Here is a 16,425-nt window from a genome sequence, read left to right as displayed (position 1 = left end):
ATCGGCAAAAAAATGTTGTTAAAAACACCTAAATTCGAGATTTTAGGAAATCAGCTACAACATAGGTGCTACCACCTATGAAGATAACGTCTTCACTTGTAGCATTTTGTAGCGCAGCCTCATAAGCTTTGGCTACTGTAGGGTAGCATTCGCCCTTTAGGCCAAATTGATCTCCAAATACTTTTAGAGAGGTTTCCGGGAAAGCTCTCTTCGTGCTTCCTTTCGTATAATAATAGGTGGCGTTTTTGGGCAGCAAATTCATCACGCTATAGATGTCTTTGTCATCCACCATGCCAAATACGATGCGAAGTTGGTGGCAGGATAACGCTTCCAGTTGCTTTGACAGATATTGCCAAGCCCCAACGTTGTGTCCTGTGTCACACACGACTTTGGGCTTATCTCTCACGATCTGCCATCTGCCTTTCAGTCCTGTAATGTTGGTGACGTTCGTGAAGGCATAGTTCATCTCCTTTAGCCCTTTGTTCATGTTGTCTTCGTTGTCGGACGACGACAGGTAGCCCATCTTGATAAGGCCGTCAATCACCTTGATGATTGTGTTCGTGTTCTTGACTTGGTACAATCCCATTAGTTCGCCATCGAATTCCACGCCGCGATTCGTCTTGTAGTGTATGAATCCTTCTGGCAGCACTTTATAGTCAACGATGGCAGGTTTGTCTTCTGCATAAGTGATGGGAGCGCCTACCTCTTGTGCCAACGCATCGAAGACATGGCGTGTCTCAGGTGTTGCCTCACCGATGACGACGGGTACACCAGGCTTGATGATACCGCCTTTCTCCATGGCTATCTGCTCCAGTGTTGAGCCCAACAGTTTGGTGTGGTCCATCGAGATGTTGGTGATGACACTCATGATGGGGGTGATGATGTTCGTACAGTCCAATCTGCCACCTAATCCTACTTCTATGACGGCGATGTCAACGTTCATGTCGCTAAAGTATTTGAACGCCATGGCTGTCGAGATCTCAAAGAATGAAGGGTGAAGTGGTTCGAAGAACGCTTTCTCGTTCTCTACAAAGCTGACAACATATTCTTGGGGAATGGGGGTGCCATTCACACGGATACGTTCACTGAAGTCCACTAAGTGGGGGGAGGTGTACAGTCCTACACGGTAGCCGCATATCTGCAATAGTGCTGCGATGGTGTGCGACACCGATCCCTTGCCGTTGGTGCCGGCAATGTGTATGCTGCGGAAATGTTGGTGCGGATGGCCGAAATGTTCGTCCAGAGCCTTGGTTGTCTCTAACCCTTCTTTATAACCAATAGCCCCCTGGTTCTCATAGTTGGCTGTCTGGCTGAACAGGTATTCAGTTACGTCTTCGTAGGTCATAAATCCCCTTTAGTTGAAATAGTTCTTGAATTTCTGGAAGATGCTTTCGCGAGTTTCCTTGTCGCCTTTGAAGTTGTCGCTGTCCTTGAAGGCCTCGATGGCCTTTTTCTCGTCGCGCGACAGTGTCTTGGGCACATAGATGCTGATGTTCACCACGAGGTCGCCTCTGCCTGTTCCATAACCTTTCACAGCGGGCAGTCCTTTGCCCCTCAGGCGCATGGTCTTTCCGGGTTGTGTTCCTGGTTCAATCTTGACTTTCAGCACCTTTCCTTCAATCGTGGGTATCTCTACCTCGCCACCCAGTGTGGCTGTGGGGAAGTCAAGCAGCAGATTGTAGATCAAATCGTTCTCGTCGCGGATAAAGGTGTCGTGTGGCTCTTCTGCGATAAACACTTGAATATCACCGGGAATACCGTTGTTCATGCCAGCGTTACCTTTGCCCGAGATGTTGACAACCATTCCTTCGGCCACGCCTGCTGGTATGTTGACTTCTACGACTTCTTCACCTTTGGTGATGCCAGTGCCACCACAGTGTTTACACTTGTTCTTGATGACTTGGCCCTGACCATGGCAGGTGGGGCAGACACCCTGACTCTGCATCATGCCGAAGATGCTCTGTGTGGTGTGTGTGACAATACCAGAGCCGTGACATGTGGGACATGTATCCATGCCGCTTCCGCCCTCGGCTCCTGTACCATGGCAATGCTCACAGGGAACATCCTTGCGTACCTTAAATTTTTTAGTGACACCCTGATTGATTTCCTCCAGTGTCAGTCTGACCTTCAGGCGCAGATCGCCACCGCGATGTTTCTGAGGACGGGCTTTTCCGCCACCAAAACCGCCACCGAAGCCGCCGAAACCGTGTCCGCCAAAGATGTCGCCGAACATCGAGAAGATGTCGTCCATGTTCATTGAGGCACCCGCACCGAAGCCTCCGAAACCATCGCCGGCACCACCGTTCAGTCCGGCAAAGCCAAACTGGTCGTATTGTTGGCGCTTTTGAGCGTCGTGCAACACGTTGTAAGCCTCTGCAGCTTCCTTGAATTTCTCCTCGGCTTCCTTGTCACCGGGGTTACGGTCTGGGTGATACTTGATGGCGATTTTTCTGTATGCCTTCTTTATCTCTGCCTCTGAGGCCGTCTTTTCGACGCCCAGTACCTCATAGTAGTCTCGCTTCTGTGCCATTGGTCTATTGTCCTACAGCTACCTTTGCGTAGCGGATTACTTCATCGTTCAACTTATACCCGGTGGCCATACAGTCGATGACCTTGCCTTTCTTGTCGTCGCCCATGCCGGGCACCAGTGCCACAGCCTCATGCAGGTTGGTGTCGAAGTCTGCATTCTCTGTGTCTATCTTCGTCACGCCCTGTGCTTCCAAGGTCTTCATCAGTTTCTGGTAGATGAGCTGAATGCCTTCGCGCAACACTTCAATGTCGTCGGTCTTCTTGCCGTTCTCGATGGCGCGCTCCATGTCGTCAATGACGGGGAGTAGTGCAGTGATGGTTTTCTTGCCACCATTGAAGATCAGTTCCTGACGTTCTTTGATGGTGCGTTTGCGGAAGTTGTCAAACTCTGCCATCGTGCGCAGATACTTGTCTTTGAGGTCGGCAATGATTTGTTCTGCTTCATTGGGCTTCTCGTCCGTCTCTGCACTTTCAGCGTTTTCCGAGTTGTCTGTAGGTTCCGAGCTCTCGGCATCTGTTGTGTTCTCGCTATTGTCCTTTTCGACTGCCACTTGGTCAGTCGTCTGCTCTTGTTCTTCGATGTTTATGTCTTTTTCTGTCATAATTGCTTATGTTTAACGTTTCTATCAAGTCTCTGCAAAAAGCATGCCATGATGAGTCTTAGATATACATCTTAGCTTTCTGCTCCTTGATGGTTTCGTCATAAATATAGTCATCATATTGCATCAGCTTGTCGATGGTGCCCTTAGGAGTAAGTTCGATGATGCGGTCGGCAACGGTCTGGATGAACTCGTGGTCGTGAGAGGCAAAGAGGATGTTGCCCTTGAAGCTCACCAGGTTGTTGTTGAAAGCCTGGATAGATTCCAGATCGAGGTGGTTGGTAGGCGTGTCAAGAATCAGACAGTTGGCGTTCTTGAGTTGCATACGTGCTATCATACAGCGCATCTTCTCACCACCCGAGAGCACGTTGACGTGCTTCAAGACGTCCTCTTCCTTGAAGAGCATACGCCCCAAGAACGATTTCATCATCACCTCGTTGCCCTTGCCAAACTGACTCAGCCAGTCCACCAGGTTCAGCTCTGACTGGAAAAACTCGGTGTTGTCCAGGGGCAGGTAGGCCGTTGTGATGGTGACGCCCCATTTGTATGTGCCGGCATCAGCCTCACGGTTGCCGTTGATAATTTCAAAAAGGGCAGTCATGGCCTTAGGGTTGTGGCTCAGAAATACGGTCTTCTGTCCTTTCTCAATGGTGAAGCTGACATTGTCAAACAGCACAGAGCCATCGCTGTCAAGAGCCTTCAGTCCTTCAACCTCCAGTATCTGTGTTCCCGGCTCACGCTCCATCTGGAAGATAATGCCTGGATACTTACGTGTTGAAGGCGTGATTTGTTCTACGTTCAGTTTTTCCAGCATCTTCTTACGCGAGGTGGTCTGCTTACTCTTGGCCACGTTAGCCGAGAATCGACGAATAAACTCTTCCAACTGCTTTTTCTTCTCTTCGGCCTTCATCTTCTGGTTCTGAGCTTGGCGAAGTGCCAACTGTGACGACTCGTACCAGAAAGAGTAGTTACCAGAGAACAGTGTCACCTTACCAAAGTCGATGTCCACGGTTTGCGTGGATACGGCATCCAGGAAGTGACGGTCGTGACTGACCACCATGACGCACTGCTCCAGTCCTGACAGATATTCCTCCAGCCACTGTACGGTGTCGAGGTCAAGGTCGTTGGTAGGCTCGTCGAGCAACAGGTTGTCGGGGTGGCCAAACAGTGCTTTTGCCAGCATCACGCGCACCTTTTCATTGTTTGAGATGTCTGCCATCTGCGAGTAGTGGATATCTTCTTTGATGCCCAGATTCTGCAACAGTTGTGCAGCCTCACTCTCGGCTTCCCATCCATTCATCTCGGCAAAGGCCATTTCCAGCTCGGCAGCCTTTACGCCGTCTTCCTCGGTCATCTCTTCTTTGGCATAGAGAGCTTCGCGCTCCTTCATGTTCTGCCAGAGGGGCTGGTGGCCCATTAAGACGGTGTCCATGACCGTGAAATTGTCATATTTGAAGTGGTCCTGTTCCAATACGGAGAGGCGCTCTCCGGGGCCCAGCTCGATGCTTCCTTTGTTGGGCTCCAGTTCGCCGCTGATGGCTCTCAGTAGTGTTGACTTACCAGCGCCATTGGCACCGATCACGCCGTAGATATTGTTGTTAGTAAACTTCAGGTTCACGTCCTTGTAGAGAACCTTCTTTCCAAATTGAATTGCCAGATTGGTGACTGTAATCATCTTCTCTTTACCTTATTTATTTTAATTTTGCCTGCAAAGTTACTAATTATTTTCCACTCTACCAAATTATTTCCTGTTCTGCCTTGGTAAAGTGAAAATAAATGGCATTTTGTTTTGCTTTTCGCTTGGTTTCCACTAACTTTGCACCCCGTATGAGAATGAACACGGGAAATAACTCTGAAGGACTATACGACCATTTCACTGTCAGCGAGGCTCAGCCGTTGCTCGAGTTTTTGTTGGCCAGCATGTCGCAGAGTCGCAGCAAGGTGAAGGCAACGCTTCAGGGGCAGGGGGTAAAGGTCAATGGAAAAACGGTGACTCAGTTCGACTATCAGTTGCTTCCTGGCATGAAGGTGGCTGTGAGCAAGACCAAGCGCAATCAGCGAGGTTTCAAGAGTCGCTATGTCAAGATTGTCTATGAAGACCGCTGGTTGGTGGTGGTAGAGAAAAATATTGGCATTCTCTCAATGGCTGCCGGCCATTCGTCGCTCAATGTGAAGAGCGTGCTCGACGACTATTTCAAGAAGACCCATCAGCGTTGTACGGCTCATGTGGTCCACCGTCTGGACCGCGACACCAGCGGACTGATGGTCTATGCCAAGGATATACAGACCGAACAGATCTTAGAGCACAACTGGCATCAGATTGTCTATGACCGCCGTTATGTGGCTGTGCTCAGTGGCGAGATGGAGCAGGATGAAGGCACCATTCAGAACTGGCTGAAGGACAACAAGGCTTATGTTACCTATTCTTCGCCGGTTGACAATGGCGGAAAGTTGGCCATCACCCATTTCTTTGTGATGGACCGCACCACAGACCACTCGTTGGTTGAGTTTAAACTCGAGACCGGCCGTAAGAATCAGATTCGTGTGCATGCTGCCGACATGGGGCATCCCGTATGTGGCGATCCTAAGTATGGCAATGGCGACGACCCTCTGCACCGTCTTTGTCTGCACGCATGGCTGCTCTGTTTCACGCACCCCATCACCGGCGAGCGAATGGAGTTTGAGACCCCAGTGCCCACAGCCTTCCGTCTTTTGTTTAAACATCATTAAGCATTCAGTTTATGGATAGTTGGGTGTATTATGCTGCCATTCTGATTTTTATCATGGTAGCCGTTCTCGTTGTAAAAAAAGTGACCAGCTGCATGTTGAAGCTCTCTGTCTTCATCGTGCTGCTGGTCGCTTTGTGCTTTTTCTATTTCCTTACGCGTTAGTCTCCTCGCGAAAATATTTCTCAAATTCCTCTCTCAGTTGTTTGGGGTTGGCAATGATGTTGCGAAGCTGGTTCAGGTTTCGTTCGTTCTGCGAGCCTGGAATCCAGAGTTTGATGTAGCCCTTTACCGAATATTTGCTGTCCATGTGCTCTGAGAAGCGCAGCCATTGGTGCTCCTTGTCCAGCTCGGGGTAGTTGGACAGTCCAAACTGAACCGTGCGACGGAACACCACCTCGGGCGACAGGTCGCGGTCGGCCTCGGCCACAATTTTGCCATACATGCTACGTGGTGCCCGTGATGCCGAGGCACGGTGGTCTTCCACGGCCTCGCGCATGATGTTAATCTGCTCGGCAGAGAACCATCGCTTCAGGCGGGCATCGCTGGCCAGTATCTTTCCGCTGGTGATGTGATGTATGGCGCGTGGACCGCTCAGTCCCAGGTCGTGATAGGCAGCAATGGTGTAAACCATATTGATGTCAGCACCAGTTGCACGTGCCAATTCCAGTGAACGACGTATCACGCGGGTCACGTGCTCCATGTTGTGCGCCTTGTCGAATTGGGCATATTGCGGCAGAATCTGGGTCTCTATAAAATCCACCAAGTCGAGGCTTGCTGTGTTCTTGAGCATAATATTTTAGGGTTTATGTTTGCAAATGTACGAATAATTATCTACTTTTGCAAGCGTTTTGAGAAAAAAGTGAAAAATATGGAAGTGCAGAAAGATTCAATAAAAGCGTGGTTGCTGGCTGCCCGTCCGAAGACGTTGACAGGTGCAGCCGTGCCTGTGATGATTGGTCTCTCGCTAGCATGGAGTGATGCCCAGCAGTATGACGGCAGCGTGTTCAGCTGGACGGCAGCTGTGCTCTGTCTGTTGTTTGCTTTCATTATGCAGATAGACGCTAACTTCATCAACGACTATGTTGACTATGCCAAGGGGACCGACGATCGTGAAACCCGCTTGGGACCTGAGCGAGCCTGCGCTCAGGGGTGGGTGAGCATCAGTCGCATGCGTCATGCCATCGCCACCACTACTATTATTGGCTGTCTCGTGGGGCTGCCGTTGGTGTGGTTTGGTGGCCTTGAGATGATTCTCGTAGGATTGCTCTGCGTGGTGTTCTGTTTCCTTTATACCACCCACTTGTCCTATCTTGGCTTTGGCGATGTGCTTGTGCTGGTGTTCTTCGGTTTGGTGCCTGTCAGTATCACTTATTACATCCAGCTCCACACTTTTACCCTCGAGGTCATCGTGGCTTCGGTGGCTTGTGGCTTGGTCATCGATGCCCTGTTGCTGGTCAACAACTTCCGCGACCGCGACACTGACCGTCAGGCAGGCAAGAACACGTTGGTGGTGCGCATCGGGGCTAAGGCTGCCCTTAGAACTTATATGGGTGTTGGCGTGGTGGCCTGCTTGTTGGGTATGGTCTATACCTACACCGACCACCGCTTAGCCTACGACCTCTCGTTCGTCTATCTGTTCCTGCACTATCTGGCCTATCTGAAGATGAAGGAGATATGGCAGGGGCGTGAGCTCAATGCCGTGTTGGGGCTCACGGCTCGCAACATCTTTATCTACGGTTTGCTGGTCAGCCTGGGCATTTTGTTGGGGTAGGGTGTCTTAGCAGCTGACCTCTAAAGACTAAAAAGAAGACGGGGCTCGTGATGAGTCCCCGTCTTCTTTTTTTTATGGTGTAGTGGATTAATAGCTGCGAGCAATGATCACACGCGCCTTTGAAGGCTTGCCGCTGACCATATCCACACCCGGTGTCTGCTCTATGCCGAAAGGCACACAACGAATGGTGGCCTGTGTCTCCTCCTTGATCTTGGCCTCGGTCTCGGCAGTGCCATCCCAGTGGCAGAGGAAGAAGCCGCCCTCCTTCACCTTCTCCTTGAACTCCTCGTAGTTGTCGCACTCGTAGATGCGGCTGTCGCGATAGGCCTTGGCCTTCTCAAAGATGTTCTTCTGAATGTCTTCCAACAGCTGTTCCACGTACTGTGCGATGCCCTCGATAGAGCGGGTCTCCTTCTCGAGCGTGTCGCGGCGCATCACCTCGATGGTGCCATTCTCCAAGTCGCGCGCACCCAGCACCAGGCGCACGGGCACACCCTTCAGCTCGTAGTCGGCAAACTTGAAGCCAGGACGCTTGTTGTCGGCATCGTCGAACTTCACGCTGATACCCTTCTGGCGCAGCTCTTCGATGATGGGCTGCACCTCCTTGTTGACAATCTCCATCTGCTCAGGCTTGTTGGCAATGGGGATGATGACCACCTGAATAGGCGCCAGGCGTGGAGGCAGGACCAATCCGTTGTCGTCACTGTGGGTCATGATGAGTGCACCAATCAGACGGGTGCTGACACCCCACGAAGTGGCCCATACGTACTCGGGCTTGTTCTCCTTATTTAAATAGGTCACGTCGAAAGCCTTGGCGAAGTTCTGACCCAGGAAGTGCGAGGTACCGCTCTGCAGAGCCTTACCATCCTGCATCATAGCCTCGATGGTGTAGGTGTCTAGCGCACCGGCAAAGCGCTCGGTCTCGCTCTTGACACCCTGTACCACGGGCACAGCCATCCATTCCTCGGCAAACTTGGCATAGACGTGCAGCATCTTCTTGGCTTCCTCTTCGGCCTCCTCGCGGGTGGCGTGAGCCGTGTGACCCTCTTGCCACAGGAACTCAGAGGTGCGCAGGAAAGGACGTGTGCGCATCTCCCAGCGCATCACGTTGCACCACTGGTTGCACATCAGTGGCAGGTCACGCCAAGACTGAATCCAATTCTTATAGGTATTCCAGATGATGGTCTCACTGGTGGGGCGGATGATGAGCTCCTCTTCCAGTTTTGCAGCAGGATCAACAACCACGCCACTCTTGTCTTCGGTGGCTTTCAGACGGTAGTGTGTCACCACGGCACATTCCTTGGCAAAACCCTCTACGTGCTCAGCTTCGCGGCTGAGAAATGACTTCGGGATGAGCAGAGGGAAGTAGGCGTTTTGGGCGCCCGTCTCCTTGAACATGCGGTCCAGCTCATGCTGCATCTTCTCCCAAATGGCATAGCCATAGGGCTTGATGACCATACATCCACGCACGGCCGACTGCTCGGCCAGGTCTGCCTTGACCACAAGGTCGTTGTACCATTGGCTATAATTGTCGGCACGTTTTGTTAGTTCTTTTAATTCTTTTGCCATTTTTTTATCGAAATATTAAAAAATTTGGTGCAAAGGTACAAAATAATTGAGAATAAGTTATTGTGAATTAGGAATTTTTTCTATCTTTGCACCGAAATCGTAAGCGTTTAACATTTTTATTAATAATAAATAATCTAAAGTTATGAAGAAAATGAAAGTTGTGATCCTGACTCTTTGCGCAGGAATGGTGATGGCAGGTTGTAACAATCTGGCTAAGGGTACGGCTATTGGTGCTGCCGGTGGTGCAGTGCTGGGTGCTGTTGTAGGTAAGATTGCAGGTAACACCGCTGTAGGTGCTGCTGTAGGTACCGCTGTAGGTGCAGGCACTGGCGCCCTCATTGGTAAGCACATGGATAAGGTGAAGGCCGAGGCTGAGGCCGTGAAGAATGCGCAGGTTGAGTCGGTGACCGATGCTAACGGTCTGCAGGCTGTCAAGCTGACCTTCGACTCTGGCATCCTGTTCGCTACTGGCAAGTATGCCCTGAACGCAAGCTCAAAGGCTGCTCTGAACCAGTGTGCTACATTGCTGAAGAACAACGCAGACTGCGATATCGCTATCTATGGTCATACCGACAGCACTGGTTCTGACGCTGTGAACAATCCTCTGTCTGTAAACCGTGCCAATGCTGTTAAGAGCTACTTGCTCTCACAGGGCGTGGCTAACTCACAGATCCGCGTGACAGACGGTCAGGGTTCTACCAACCCCGTTGCCGACAATTCTACAGCTGCTGGTCGTCAGCAGAACCGTCGTGTAGAGATCTACATGTATGCTTCTGAGGCTATGATTAAGGCTGCCGAGGCTGGAACATTGAAATAATAGGAAGACTTGAAATTCTTGTTAAACACATTGAAAAGGATCGTGGTGGCATTTTTTGCCTCCACGATTCTTGCTGTAATAGTATTCAGGTTTGTGCCGGTGTACTATACGCCATTGATGTTTCTGAGACTCAGTCAGCAAGAACATCTGAAACTGAGTCATCACTGGGTGCCGCTTGAAGAGATGTCACCCCACATGCCCGTGGCTGTGATGGGCAGTGAAGATGCCAACTTTTTGAAGCACCACGGCTTCGACTTCAAAGCCATTGAGTATGCAGCCAAGCGCAATCTTGAGCATCCCGAAAAGAACAAACTGGGCGCATCGACCATTTCGCAGCAAACGGCCAAGAATGTGTTTTTGTGGCCTGGGCGCTCGTGGGTGAGAAAAGGACTAGAGACCTACTTCACGGTGCTCATAGAACTATGTTGGTCGAAAGAACGCATCATGGAGGTGTATCTGAACTCCATCGAGACCGGTGACGGTATCTATGGTGTGGAGGCTGTGGCCAGAGAGCACTTTGGATGCAGTGCCAAGGAACTGACGGCCAACCAGTGTGCGCTGATAGCAGCCACGCTGCCCAACCCGCGCAAGTATAGTTCGCAGAATCCCAGCAGATACACGAAGAAACGCCAGCGTGCCATCAGGCGTAATATGAAGTTCGTAGAGCCTTTCGGGCAAAAAAAGTGACGGCAGGACTTGGTTGTTAGGAGAATTCTTCGTATCTTTGCCGTCAGATAAATAAATTCTAACAACAACAACTAAAAATTGTAAATATGGAAAATAATGCTCAGCTTATTGCCCAGTGTGAGGCAGTTGCTAAGGAATGGTTGTCGCCCGCTTTCGACGAGGACACGCGAAAGGAAGTTCAGGCTATGCTCGATGCCGAGGATAAGTCTGCCTTGATAGATGCTTTCTACCAGAACTTGGAGTTCGGTACGGGCGGTCTACGTGGCATCATGGGTGCTGGTACCAATCGTATGAACAAATATATCGTGGGCATGGCCACACAGGGTTTTGCTAATTATATCAACAAGGCCTTCCCTGGCAAACAGAGCGCGGTGGTGGTAGGTCACGATTGTCGTAACAACGGTCGCCTCTTTGCCGAGACCGTTGCTGATATCTTCTCGGCCAATGGCATCAAGGTGTATCTGTTTGAGAGCCTGCGTCCCACACCCGAAATATCGTTCGCCATCCGTCAGCTGGGCTGTCAGGCTGGTGTTAACGTGACAGCCTCTCATAACCCCCGCGAATACAACGGATACAAAGCCTATTGGGACGACGGCGCACAGGTGCTGGCTCCCCACGACAAGGGTATTATCGACGAGGTGAACAAGGTTAAAATACAAGACGTGAAGTTTGAAGGTAACAAGGACCTGATTATTCCTATTGGCGGTGAGATGGATTGGGACTATATCCAGGCTGTCAAGGAGGCTATGGTCGATCAAGACGTGATCCTGCGTCAGAAAGACCTGAACATAGTCTATTCGCCTATGCATGGCACAGGTCGTGTGATTATACCTATGGCACTGCGTTCATGGGGCTTCCAGAACATTCACGTGGTGCCTGAACAGATGGTCATCGACGGCAACTTCCCCACAGTGGTGTCGCCTAACCCCGAGAATGCCGAGGCTATGACTCTGGGCATGAAACTGGGCACGAAGCTGAATGCCGACCTGGTGATTGCCTCTGACCCTGATGCCGACCGTCTGGCCATTGTTTGCCGCAATGCCAAGGGCGAGTGGGAAATCCTGAACGGTAACCAGACCTGTATGATGTTCTGCTGGTATATCATTGCCAACAAGAAGAAGTTGGGTCAGCTGAAGGGCAATGAGTTCCTGGTGAAGACCATCGTGACCACCGAGGTGATTGCCGAGATTGCCAAGAAGAACGGTGTGGAGTATAAGGACTGCTACACAGGCTTCAAGTGGATTGCCAACGAGATTCGCATCAACGAGGGTAAGAAGAAGTATATCGGTGGCGGTGAGGAGTCGTTCGGCTTCCTGCCATTCGACAAGGTTCGCGATAAAGACTCTCCAGCGTCTATCTGTCTGATCTGTGAGATCGCTGCATGGGCCCGCGACAATGGCAAGACGCTCTATGACCTGCTGATGGACATCTATGCAGAGTATGGATTCTCTCGCGAGGTGACTGTCAACGTGGTGCGCCCCGGTAAGACTGGTGCCGACGAGATTAAGCAGATGATGAGCGACTTCCGTGCTAATCCTCCCAAGGAACTGGGTGGTAGCAAGGTGTGCCTGTGGAAGGACTACCAGTCGCTGGAGGCTAAGAAGGCTGACGGCAGTGTGGAGAAACTCGACATGCCAGCCACCTCTAACGTGCTGCAGTGGTTCTGCGAGGACGGTACCAAGGTCAGCGTGCGTCCTTCAGGCACAGAGCCCAAGATCAAGTTCTATCTGGAGATCAAGGATCCCAGCTTCAAGTGCGCAGGCTGCTATGAGCGTTGCACTAAGGCTGCCAACGAGAAGGCAGAGCGCATCAAGAAGGATCTGAACCTGTAAAATAACGAGGCATCGGCGCCTTTGAGCGCCTGCGCCTGTCAGACATAGCCCTGGAAGCCCACGCGGTTTCTGGGGCTTTGTTGTCTCTGTAGATTATTCATAGGGATAGGGAACAGAACACCTTGTTGAATAACAAAAACCTCAACAACATCATCGAAAAACCAAGAAAACCGCCTACGGCCAAGTAAAAATAGACTGTGGAGTAAGGGATTAGAATCCAGAGAGGGTCATTTTAAAGTCTAAAAGCACGTATTCTAAAGTATAGAAGAGGCATTTCTAAAGTCTAAAACCGAAGCTATCATTTCTGGTCTAGCCCCTGGATGCTCTACATCCAGCCCTTAGAAGGACCGCATCCAGGGGCTAAAACGACCCGTTCCAGGGGCTGGACACACCACTTCTAGGGGCTGGACGGACATCAAAAGTAAAGCTATAACAATGCAAAAGCAAAACTATAACAAGACGAAAGCAGCACTATGACAGTGCGAAACCATTCCTATCCCGACCAAGAACAACCCCACCACGACTCTCCCGAGAGAAGTGGCAATCCTGTTCTTTTTCTATCTGATTTCTACTTTAATTGATTTCAATCTAAAGAATCCGCTGAGCCTCTATTGAAATAACAAAAAGCGCAGATAAAGGATTACTCCTATAAATTTTCGCTTGAGCCGTTGTCGGGCTGCAGGGTGGGAGGGGAATAAAACAAAAAATCCTCCTTTTCGTGTGAAAAAGAGGACTCTTTGTAGTCGATAGGGGAATCGAACCCCTATGCCAAGATTGAGAATCTTGTATCCTAACCATTAGATGAATCGACCAGGATGATAATAAAAAGTGGTAGTCGATAGGGGAATCGAACCCCTATGCCAAGATTGAGAATCTTGTATCCTAACCATTAGATGAATCGACCAGAATCGGAGCGGAAGCTGGGGGATTCGAACCCCCGGTACGGGAACCCGTACGGCAGTTTAGCAAACTGCTGGTTTCAGCCACTCACCCAAACTTCCTCGGTTTGTTCCCTTGCGGGCCTCCGAAAAGCATTCTCGCTCAAATGCGGGTGCAAAGGTAAGCATTATTTTCTGAACATGCAAATTTTCCATGGATATTTTTTTGAAAAAGTTTCATTTTATGATTTAGACTATCTCCCTTATACGTGCGCGATAACTTTTATTATTACTTTTTTATGGAATTGTGTTGCTCGTTTGAGTTTTATTTGTTACTTTTGCAGCCGCTAACGAATGAGAACAATATTGTTATAACAAAATATCTTTATGAATTTCACTTTGTTAATCACTGTCGTCTTGACAGCTATTACTTTGGTGGCAGGTGCCTATGTAGTGGCAAAGCTATTGGGTCCACGCTCTTACAATAAAGTGAAGGGAGAACCGTTTGAATGCGGTATTCCTACGCGTGGCAGTAGCTGGATTCCCATCACCGTAGGCTACTATCTGTTTGCCATCTTGTTTCTCATGTTCGATGTGGAAACTATTTTCCTCTATCCATGGGCAGTTGTAGTGAAAGAGTTTGGTGCGATGGCGCTGCTGTCTATCGGCTTTTTCCTGTTGGTATTGGTATTAGGCCTGGCATACGCATGGCGGAAAGGAGCACTGGAATGGAAATAAGAAAACCCAAAATCAAGGCTCTTCCCTATGACGAGTTCAAGGATAACTCATCGCTGGAGAAGCTGGTTGACGAGCTCCATGAGGGTGGCGTCAACGTAGTGACAGGTACGCTGGATCAAATGATCAACTGGGGGCGCTCTAACTCCCTGTGGTCGCTGACCTTTGCTACGTCTTGCTGTGGTATTGAGTTTATGGCATGTGGTTGTTCGCGCTACGACTTCTCGCGCTTTGGCTTCGAGGTGACGCGCAACTCTCCACGTCAGGCCGACCTGATCATGTGTGCTGGTACGATAACCCACAAGATGGCTCCTGCACTGAAGCGTTTGTACGACGAGATGGCAGAACCCAAGTATGTGGTGGCTGTCGGTGGCTGTGCCATCAGCGGTGGTCCCTTCAAGAGCAGTTATCACGTGGTGAAAGGCATTGAGGAGATAATCCCGGTGGATGTGTTCATCCCTGGATGTCCCCCGCGTCCAGAGGCCATTCTATATGGCATGATGCAGTTGCAGCGTAAGGTGAAGGTCGAGAAGTTCTTCGGTGGTGCCAACCACAAGCAGGACAAAGACGAGCGCACGTTGGGCGTGTCTAACGAAGAGCTCGTGGCACGTCGTTTGGGTGACCACCGTCGTGAGACTATCGTGGTGACTGATGTACCCGAGGATTTCTCCATGAATGTTCAATCAAAGAAAGAGGAGGAACAAGCATGAAATTAGAGTTCTTATCATTCGACTTTGAGAAGTTTGCTGCAGAGATGCAGAACTTGAAGGAGAAGAAGGGGCTTGACTTCTTGGTGACCATCGTCGGCGAAGACTTTGGCGAAGAGGGGTTGGGCTGTGTCTATATATTAGAGAATACGAACACGCACGAGCGCGTGAGTGTCAAGATGCTGGCCAAAAACGTTGACGGCGAAAGCGTCATTCCTACGGTTGTGAACCTGTGGAAGGGCGCCGAGCTGCTGGAGCGAGAGGTGTTCGACTTCTTGGGAATCAAGTTCCTGGGGCATCCCGACATGCGCCGTCTGTTCTTGCGCAATGATTTCCAGGGCTTCCCCCTGCGCAAGGACTTCGTGGCAACCAACGAATATACCCTTGATGACGACCAGGAACCCGACTACGGACTGGAGTACAGTCTGGACAGGGACGGCAAGCTGTGTGTGAAAGAGAACCGCCTGTTTGCCAACGACGACTACGTGGTGAACATTGGTCCGCAGCACCCCTCAACCCACGGTGTGCTCCGCTTGCAGACCGTGCTGGAGGGTGAGACCGTCAAGCGCGTATATCCTCATCTGGGCTATATCCACCGTGGTATAGAGAAGATGTGGGAGTCAATGACCTATCCTCAGACCTTGGCATTGACAGACCGTCTGAACTATCTCTGTGCCATGATGCAGCGCCATGCCTTGGTAGGTGTGATCGAAGAAGCCATGGAGGTGGAACTGACAGACCGTATTCACTACATCCGTACCATCATGGACGAGCTGCAGCGACTGGACAGTCACCTGCTGTTCACCTCTTGCTGTGCACAAGACCTGGGCGCACTCACCGCTTTCCTCTATGGCATGCGTGACCGCGAGCACGTGCTCAACGTGATGGAGGAGACCACTGGCGGTCGCCTGATTCAGAACTACTATCGCATTGGCGGGTTGCAGGACGACATCGATCCCAACTTCGTGAAGAACGTGAAGGACCTGATCAAATATCTGCGTCCGATGATTCAGGAATACATGGATGTGTTTGGCAATAATGTCATCACACACAACCGATTGGAGAACGTAGGTCCGATGTCTCTCGAGGATTGTATCAACTATGGTGTGACTGGTCCTGCAGGACGAGCTTCGGGTTGGAAGAACGACGTGCGTAAGAACCATCCATACGATATGTATGGCAAGGTGGACTTCGAACAATGTCTTGAGACCACCAACGACTCTATGGGCCGTTATATGGTACATATCAATGAGATGTATCAGAGCTTGAACATCATCGAGCAGCTTATCGACAACATTCCAGAGGGCGACTTCTACGTGAAGCAGAAACCCATCATCAAGGTGCCTGAAGGACAGTGGTACTTCTCGGTTGAGGGTGCCGCAGGCGAGTTTGGCGTATATCTCGACTCAAAAGGCGACAAGAGCCCTTATCGCATGAAGATGCGTCCAATGGGCCTCTCGCTGGTGGGCGCACTCGATCCGATGTTGCGCGGACAGAAGATTGCCGACCTGGTAACCACTGGCGCAGCCATCGATATTGTTATACCTGATATTGATAGATAGTATGGAACAT

General features: G+C 50.5%; 14 protein-coding genes and 3 tRNA genes. 8 read left to right on the top strand and 9 right to left on the bottom strand.

The window, feature by feature from the left end; translation table 11 throughout:
• Positions 1–28 precede the first annotated feature (28 nt).
• From L6472_RS08805 to L6472_RS08790, 4 genes are read right to left on the bottom strand one after another with little or no spacing between them, the layout of a single operon-like run.
• Positions 29–1,345: a folylpolyglutamate synthase/dihydrofolate synthase family protein gene (locus tag L6472_RS08805; RefSeq protein ID WP_237804248.1), complete on the bottom strand. Its 1,317-nt coding sequence runs from the start codon at positions 1,343–1,345 to the stop codon at positions 29–31.
• A 9-nt stretch (positions 1,346–1,354) separates the two neighbouring features.
• A complete protein-coding gene (gene dnaJ, locus L6472_RS08800) occupies positions 1,355–2,530 on the bottom strand; it encodes a molecular chaperone DnaJ (RefSeq protein ID WP_237804246.1) in 1,176 nt (391 codons plus the stop codon).
• A 4-nt stretch (positions 2,531–2,534) separates the two neighbouring features.
• Positions 2,535–3,131, bottom strand: a complete 597-nt coding sequence (locus L6472_RS08795; protein ID WP_237804244.1) for a nucleotide exchange factor GrpE — start codon at positions 3,129–3,131, stop codon at positions 2,535–2,537.
• Between the two features lie 58 nt (positions 3,132–3,189).
• Positions 3,190–4,803 carry an ABC-F family ATP-binding cassette domain-containing protein gene (locus L6472_RS08790; RefSeq protein ID WP_237804242.1) on the bottom strand — a complete coding sequence of 538 codons (1,614 nt, stop codon included), beginning with the start codon at positions 4,801–4,803 and terminating at the stop codon, positions 3,190–3,192.
• 158 nt (positions 4,804–4,961) lie between these two features.
• On the opposite strand from L6472_RS08790, the gene L6472_RS08785 reads away from it, so the two are divergent.
• A complete protein-coding gene (locus tag L6472_RS08785; RefSeq protein WP_237804240.1) occupies positions 4,962–5,858 on the top strand; it encodes an RluA family pseudouridine synthase in 897 nt (298 codons plus the stop codon).
• Positions 5,859–6,008: 150 nt separating this feature from the next.
• Here the strand turns inward: L6472_RS08785 and L6472_RS08780 are convergent, their stop codons facing one another.
• Positions 6,009–6,647, bottom strand: coding sequence for an HD domain-containing protein (locus L6472_RS08780; protein WP_237804238.1), 639 nt, complete (start codon positions 6,645–6,647; stop codon positions 6,009–6,011).
• 78 nt (positions 6,648–6,725) lie between these two features.
• On the opposite strand from L6472_RS08780, the gene menA reads away from it, so the two are divergent.
• Positions 6,726–7,628, top strand: coding sequence for a 1,4-dihydroxy-2-naphthoate octaprenyltransferase (gene menA / locus L6472_RS08775; RefSeq protein ID WP_237804236.1), 903 nt, complete (start codon positions 6,726–6,728; stop codon positions 7,626–7,628).
• Between the two features lie 87 nt (positions 7,629–7,715).
• Here the strand turns inward: menA and proS are convergent, their stop codons facing one another.
• Complete coding sequence (proS, locus tag L6472_RS08770) at positions 7,716–9,197, bottom strand: proline--tRNA ligase (protein ID WP_237804234.1); 1,482 nt, start codon at positions 9,195–9,197, stop codon at positions 7,716–7,718.
• Positions 9,198–9,339: 142 nt separating this feature from the next.
• Here proS and L6472_RS08765 point away from each other — a divergent pair, with 142 nt between their 5' ends.
• From L6472_RS08765 to L6472_RS08755, 3 genes are all read left to right on the top strand, one after another.
• A complete protein-coding gene (locus L6472_RS08765) occupies positions 9,340–10,014 on the top strand; it encodes an OmpA family protein (protein ID WP_237804232.1) in 675 nt (224 codons plus the stop codon).
• Positions 10,015–10,044: 30 nt separating this feature from the next.
• Positions 10,045–10,701: a monofunctional biosynthetic peptidoglycan transglycosylase gene (gene mtgA, locus L6472_RS08760; protein ID WP_237804229.1), complete on the top strand. Its 657-nt coding sequence runs from the start codon at positions 10,045–10,047 to the stop codon at positions 10,699–10,701.
• Between the two features lie 86 nt (positions 10,702–10,787).
• Positions 10,788–12,533: a phospho-sugar mutase gene (locus tag L6472_RS08755; RefSeq protein ID WP_237804227.1), complete on the top strand. Its 1,746-nt coding sequence runs from the start codon at positions 10,788–10,790 to the stop codon at positions 12,531–12,533.
• A gap of 740 nt (positions 12,534–13,273) precedes the next feature.
• Here the strand turns inward: L6472_RS08755 and L6472_RS08750 are convergent.
• The 3 genes from L6472_RS08750 to L6472_RS08740 form a co-directional block, all read right to left on the bottom strand.
• A tRNA-Glu gene (locus L6472_RS08750) sits at positions 13,274–13,345 on the bottom strand.
• A 17-nt stretch (positions 13,346–13,362) separates the two neighbouring features.
• Positions 13,363–13,437 (bottom strand) — tRNA-Glu (locus L6472_RS08745).
• A 10-nt stretch (positions 13,438–13,447) separates the two neighbouring features.
• Positions 13,448–13,534, bottom strand: a tRNA-Ser gene (locus L6472_RS08740).
• Positions 13,535–13,798: 264 nt separating this feature from the next.
• Between L6472_RS08740 and L6472_RS08735 the strand changes: the two genes are divergently transcribed.
• Genes L6472_RS08735 through L6472_RS08725 form a run of 3 tightly spaced genes read left to right on the top strand, consistent with a single transcriptional unit; the run spans position 13,799 to position 16,415 of the window.
• Positions 13,799–14,149 (top strand): NADH-quinone oxidoreductase subunit A, encoded by a 351-nt coding sequence (locus tag L6472_RS08735; RefSeq protein WP_237804225.1) that lies wholly within the window; start codon positions 13,799–13,801, stop codon positions 14,147–14,149.
• Positions 14,140–14,856, top strand: a complete 717-nt coding sequence (locus L6472_RS08730; protein ID WP_237804223.1) for an NADH-quinone oxidoreductase subunit B — start codon at positions 14,140–14,142, stop codon at positions 14,854–14,856. The genes L6472_RS08735 and L6472_RS08730 overlap by 10 nt, the downstream gene beginning before the upstream one ends.
• Positions 14,853–16,415: an NADH-quinone oxidoreductase subunit C gene (locus L6472_RS08725; RefSeq protein WP_237804221.1), complete on the top strand. Its 1,563-nt coding sequence runs from the start codon at positions 14,853–14,855 to the stop codon at positions 16,413–16,415. The genes L6472_RS08730 and L6472_RS08725 overlap by 4 nt, the downstream gene beginning before the upstream one ends.
• Positions 16,416–16,425: the final 10 nt, after the last annotated feature.

Source organism: Prevotella sp. E13-17, assembly GCF_022024035.1.
Taxonomy (GTDB): domain Bacteria; phylum Bacteroidota; class Bacteroidia; order Bacteroidales; family Bacteroidaceae; genus Prevotella.
Note: the sequence above shows the minus strand (reverse complement) of the source record. Positions and strands in the feature narration are given on the sequence as shown.

Bases quoted from the DNA above. Each gene is read 5' to 3' on its own strand.
- L6472_RS08805 (WP_237804248.1), bottom strand. From the start codon at position 1,345: ATGACCTACGAAGACGTAACTGAATACCTGTTCAGCCAGACAGCCAAC.
- dnaJ (WP_237804246.1), bottom strand. From the start codon at position 2,530: ATGGCACAGAAGCGAGACTACTATGAGGTACTGGGCGTCGAAAAGACG.
- L6472_RS08795 (WP_237804244.1), bottom strand. From the start codon at position 3,131: ATGACAGAAAAAGACATAAACATCGAAGAACAAGAGCAGACGACTGAC.
- L6472_RS08790 (WP_237804242.1), bottom strand. From the start codon at position 4,803: ATGATTACAGTCACCAATCTGGCAATTCAATTTGGAAAGAAGGTTCTC.
- L6472_RS08785 (WP_237804240.1), top strand. From the start codon at position 4,962: ATGAACACGGGAAATAACTCTGAAGGACTATACGACCATTTCACTGTC.
- L6472_RS08780 (WP_237804238.1), bottom strand. From the start codon at position 6,647: ATGCTCAAGAACACAGCAAGCCTCGACTTGGTGGATTTTATAGAGACC.
- menA (WP_237804236.1), top strand. From the start codon at position 6,726: ATGGAAGTGCAGAAAGATTCAATAAAAGCGTGGTTGCTGGCTGCCCGT.
- proS (WP_237804234.1), bottom strand. From the start codon at position 9,197: ATGGCAAAAGAATTAAAAGAACTAACAAAACGTGCCGACAATTATAGC.
- L6472_RS08765 (WP_237804232.1), top strand. From the start codon at position 9,340: ATGAAGAAAATGAAAGTTGTGATCCTGACTCTTTGCGCAGGAATGGTG.
- L6472_RS08755 (WP_237804227.1), top strand. From the start codon at position 10,788: ATGGAAAATAATGCTCAGCTTATTGCCCAGTGTGAGGCAGTTGCTAAG.
- L6472_RS08735 (WP_237804225.1), top strand. From the start codon at position 13,799: ATGAATTTCACTTTGTTAATCACTGTCGTCTTGACAGCTATTACTTTG.
- L6472_RS08730 (WP_237804223.1), top strand. From the start codon at position 14,140: ATGGAAATAAGAAAACCCAAAATCAAGGCTCTTCCCTATGACGAGTTC.
- L6472_RS08725 (WP_237804221.1), top strand. From the start codon at position 14,853: ATGAAATTAGAGTTCTTATCATTCGACTTTGAGAAGTTTGCTGCAGAG.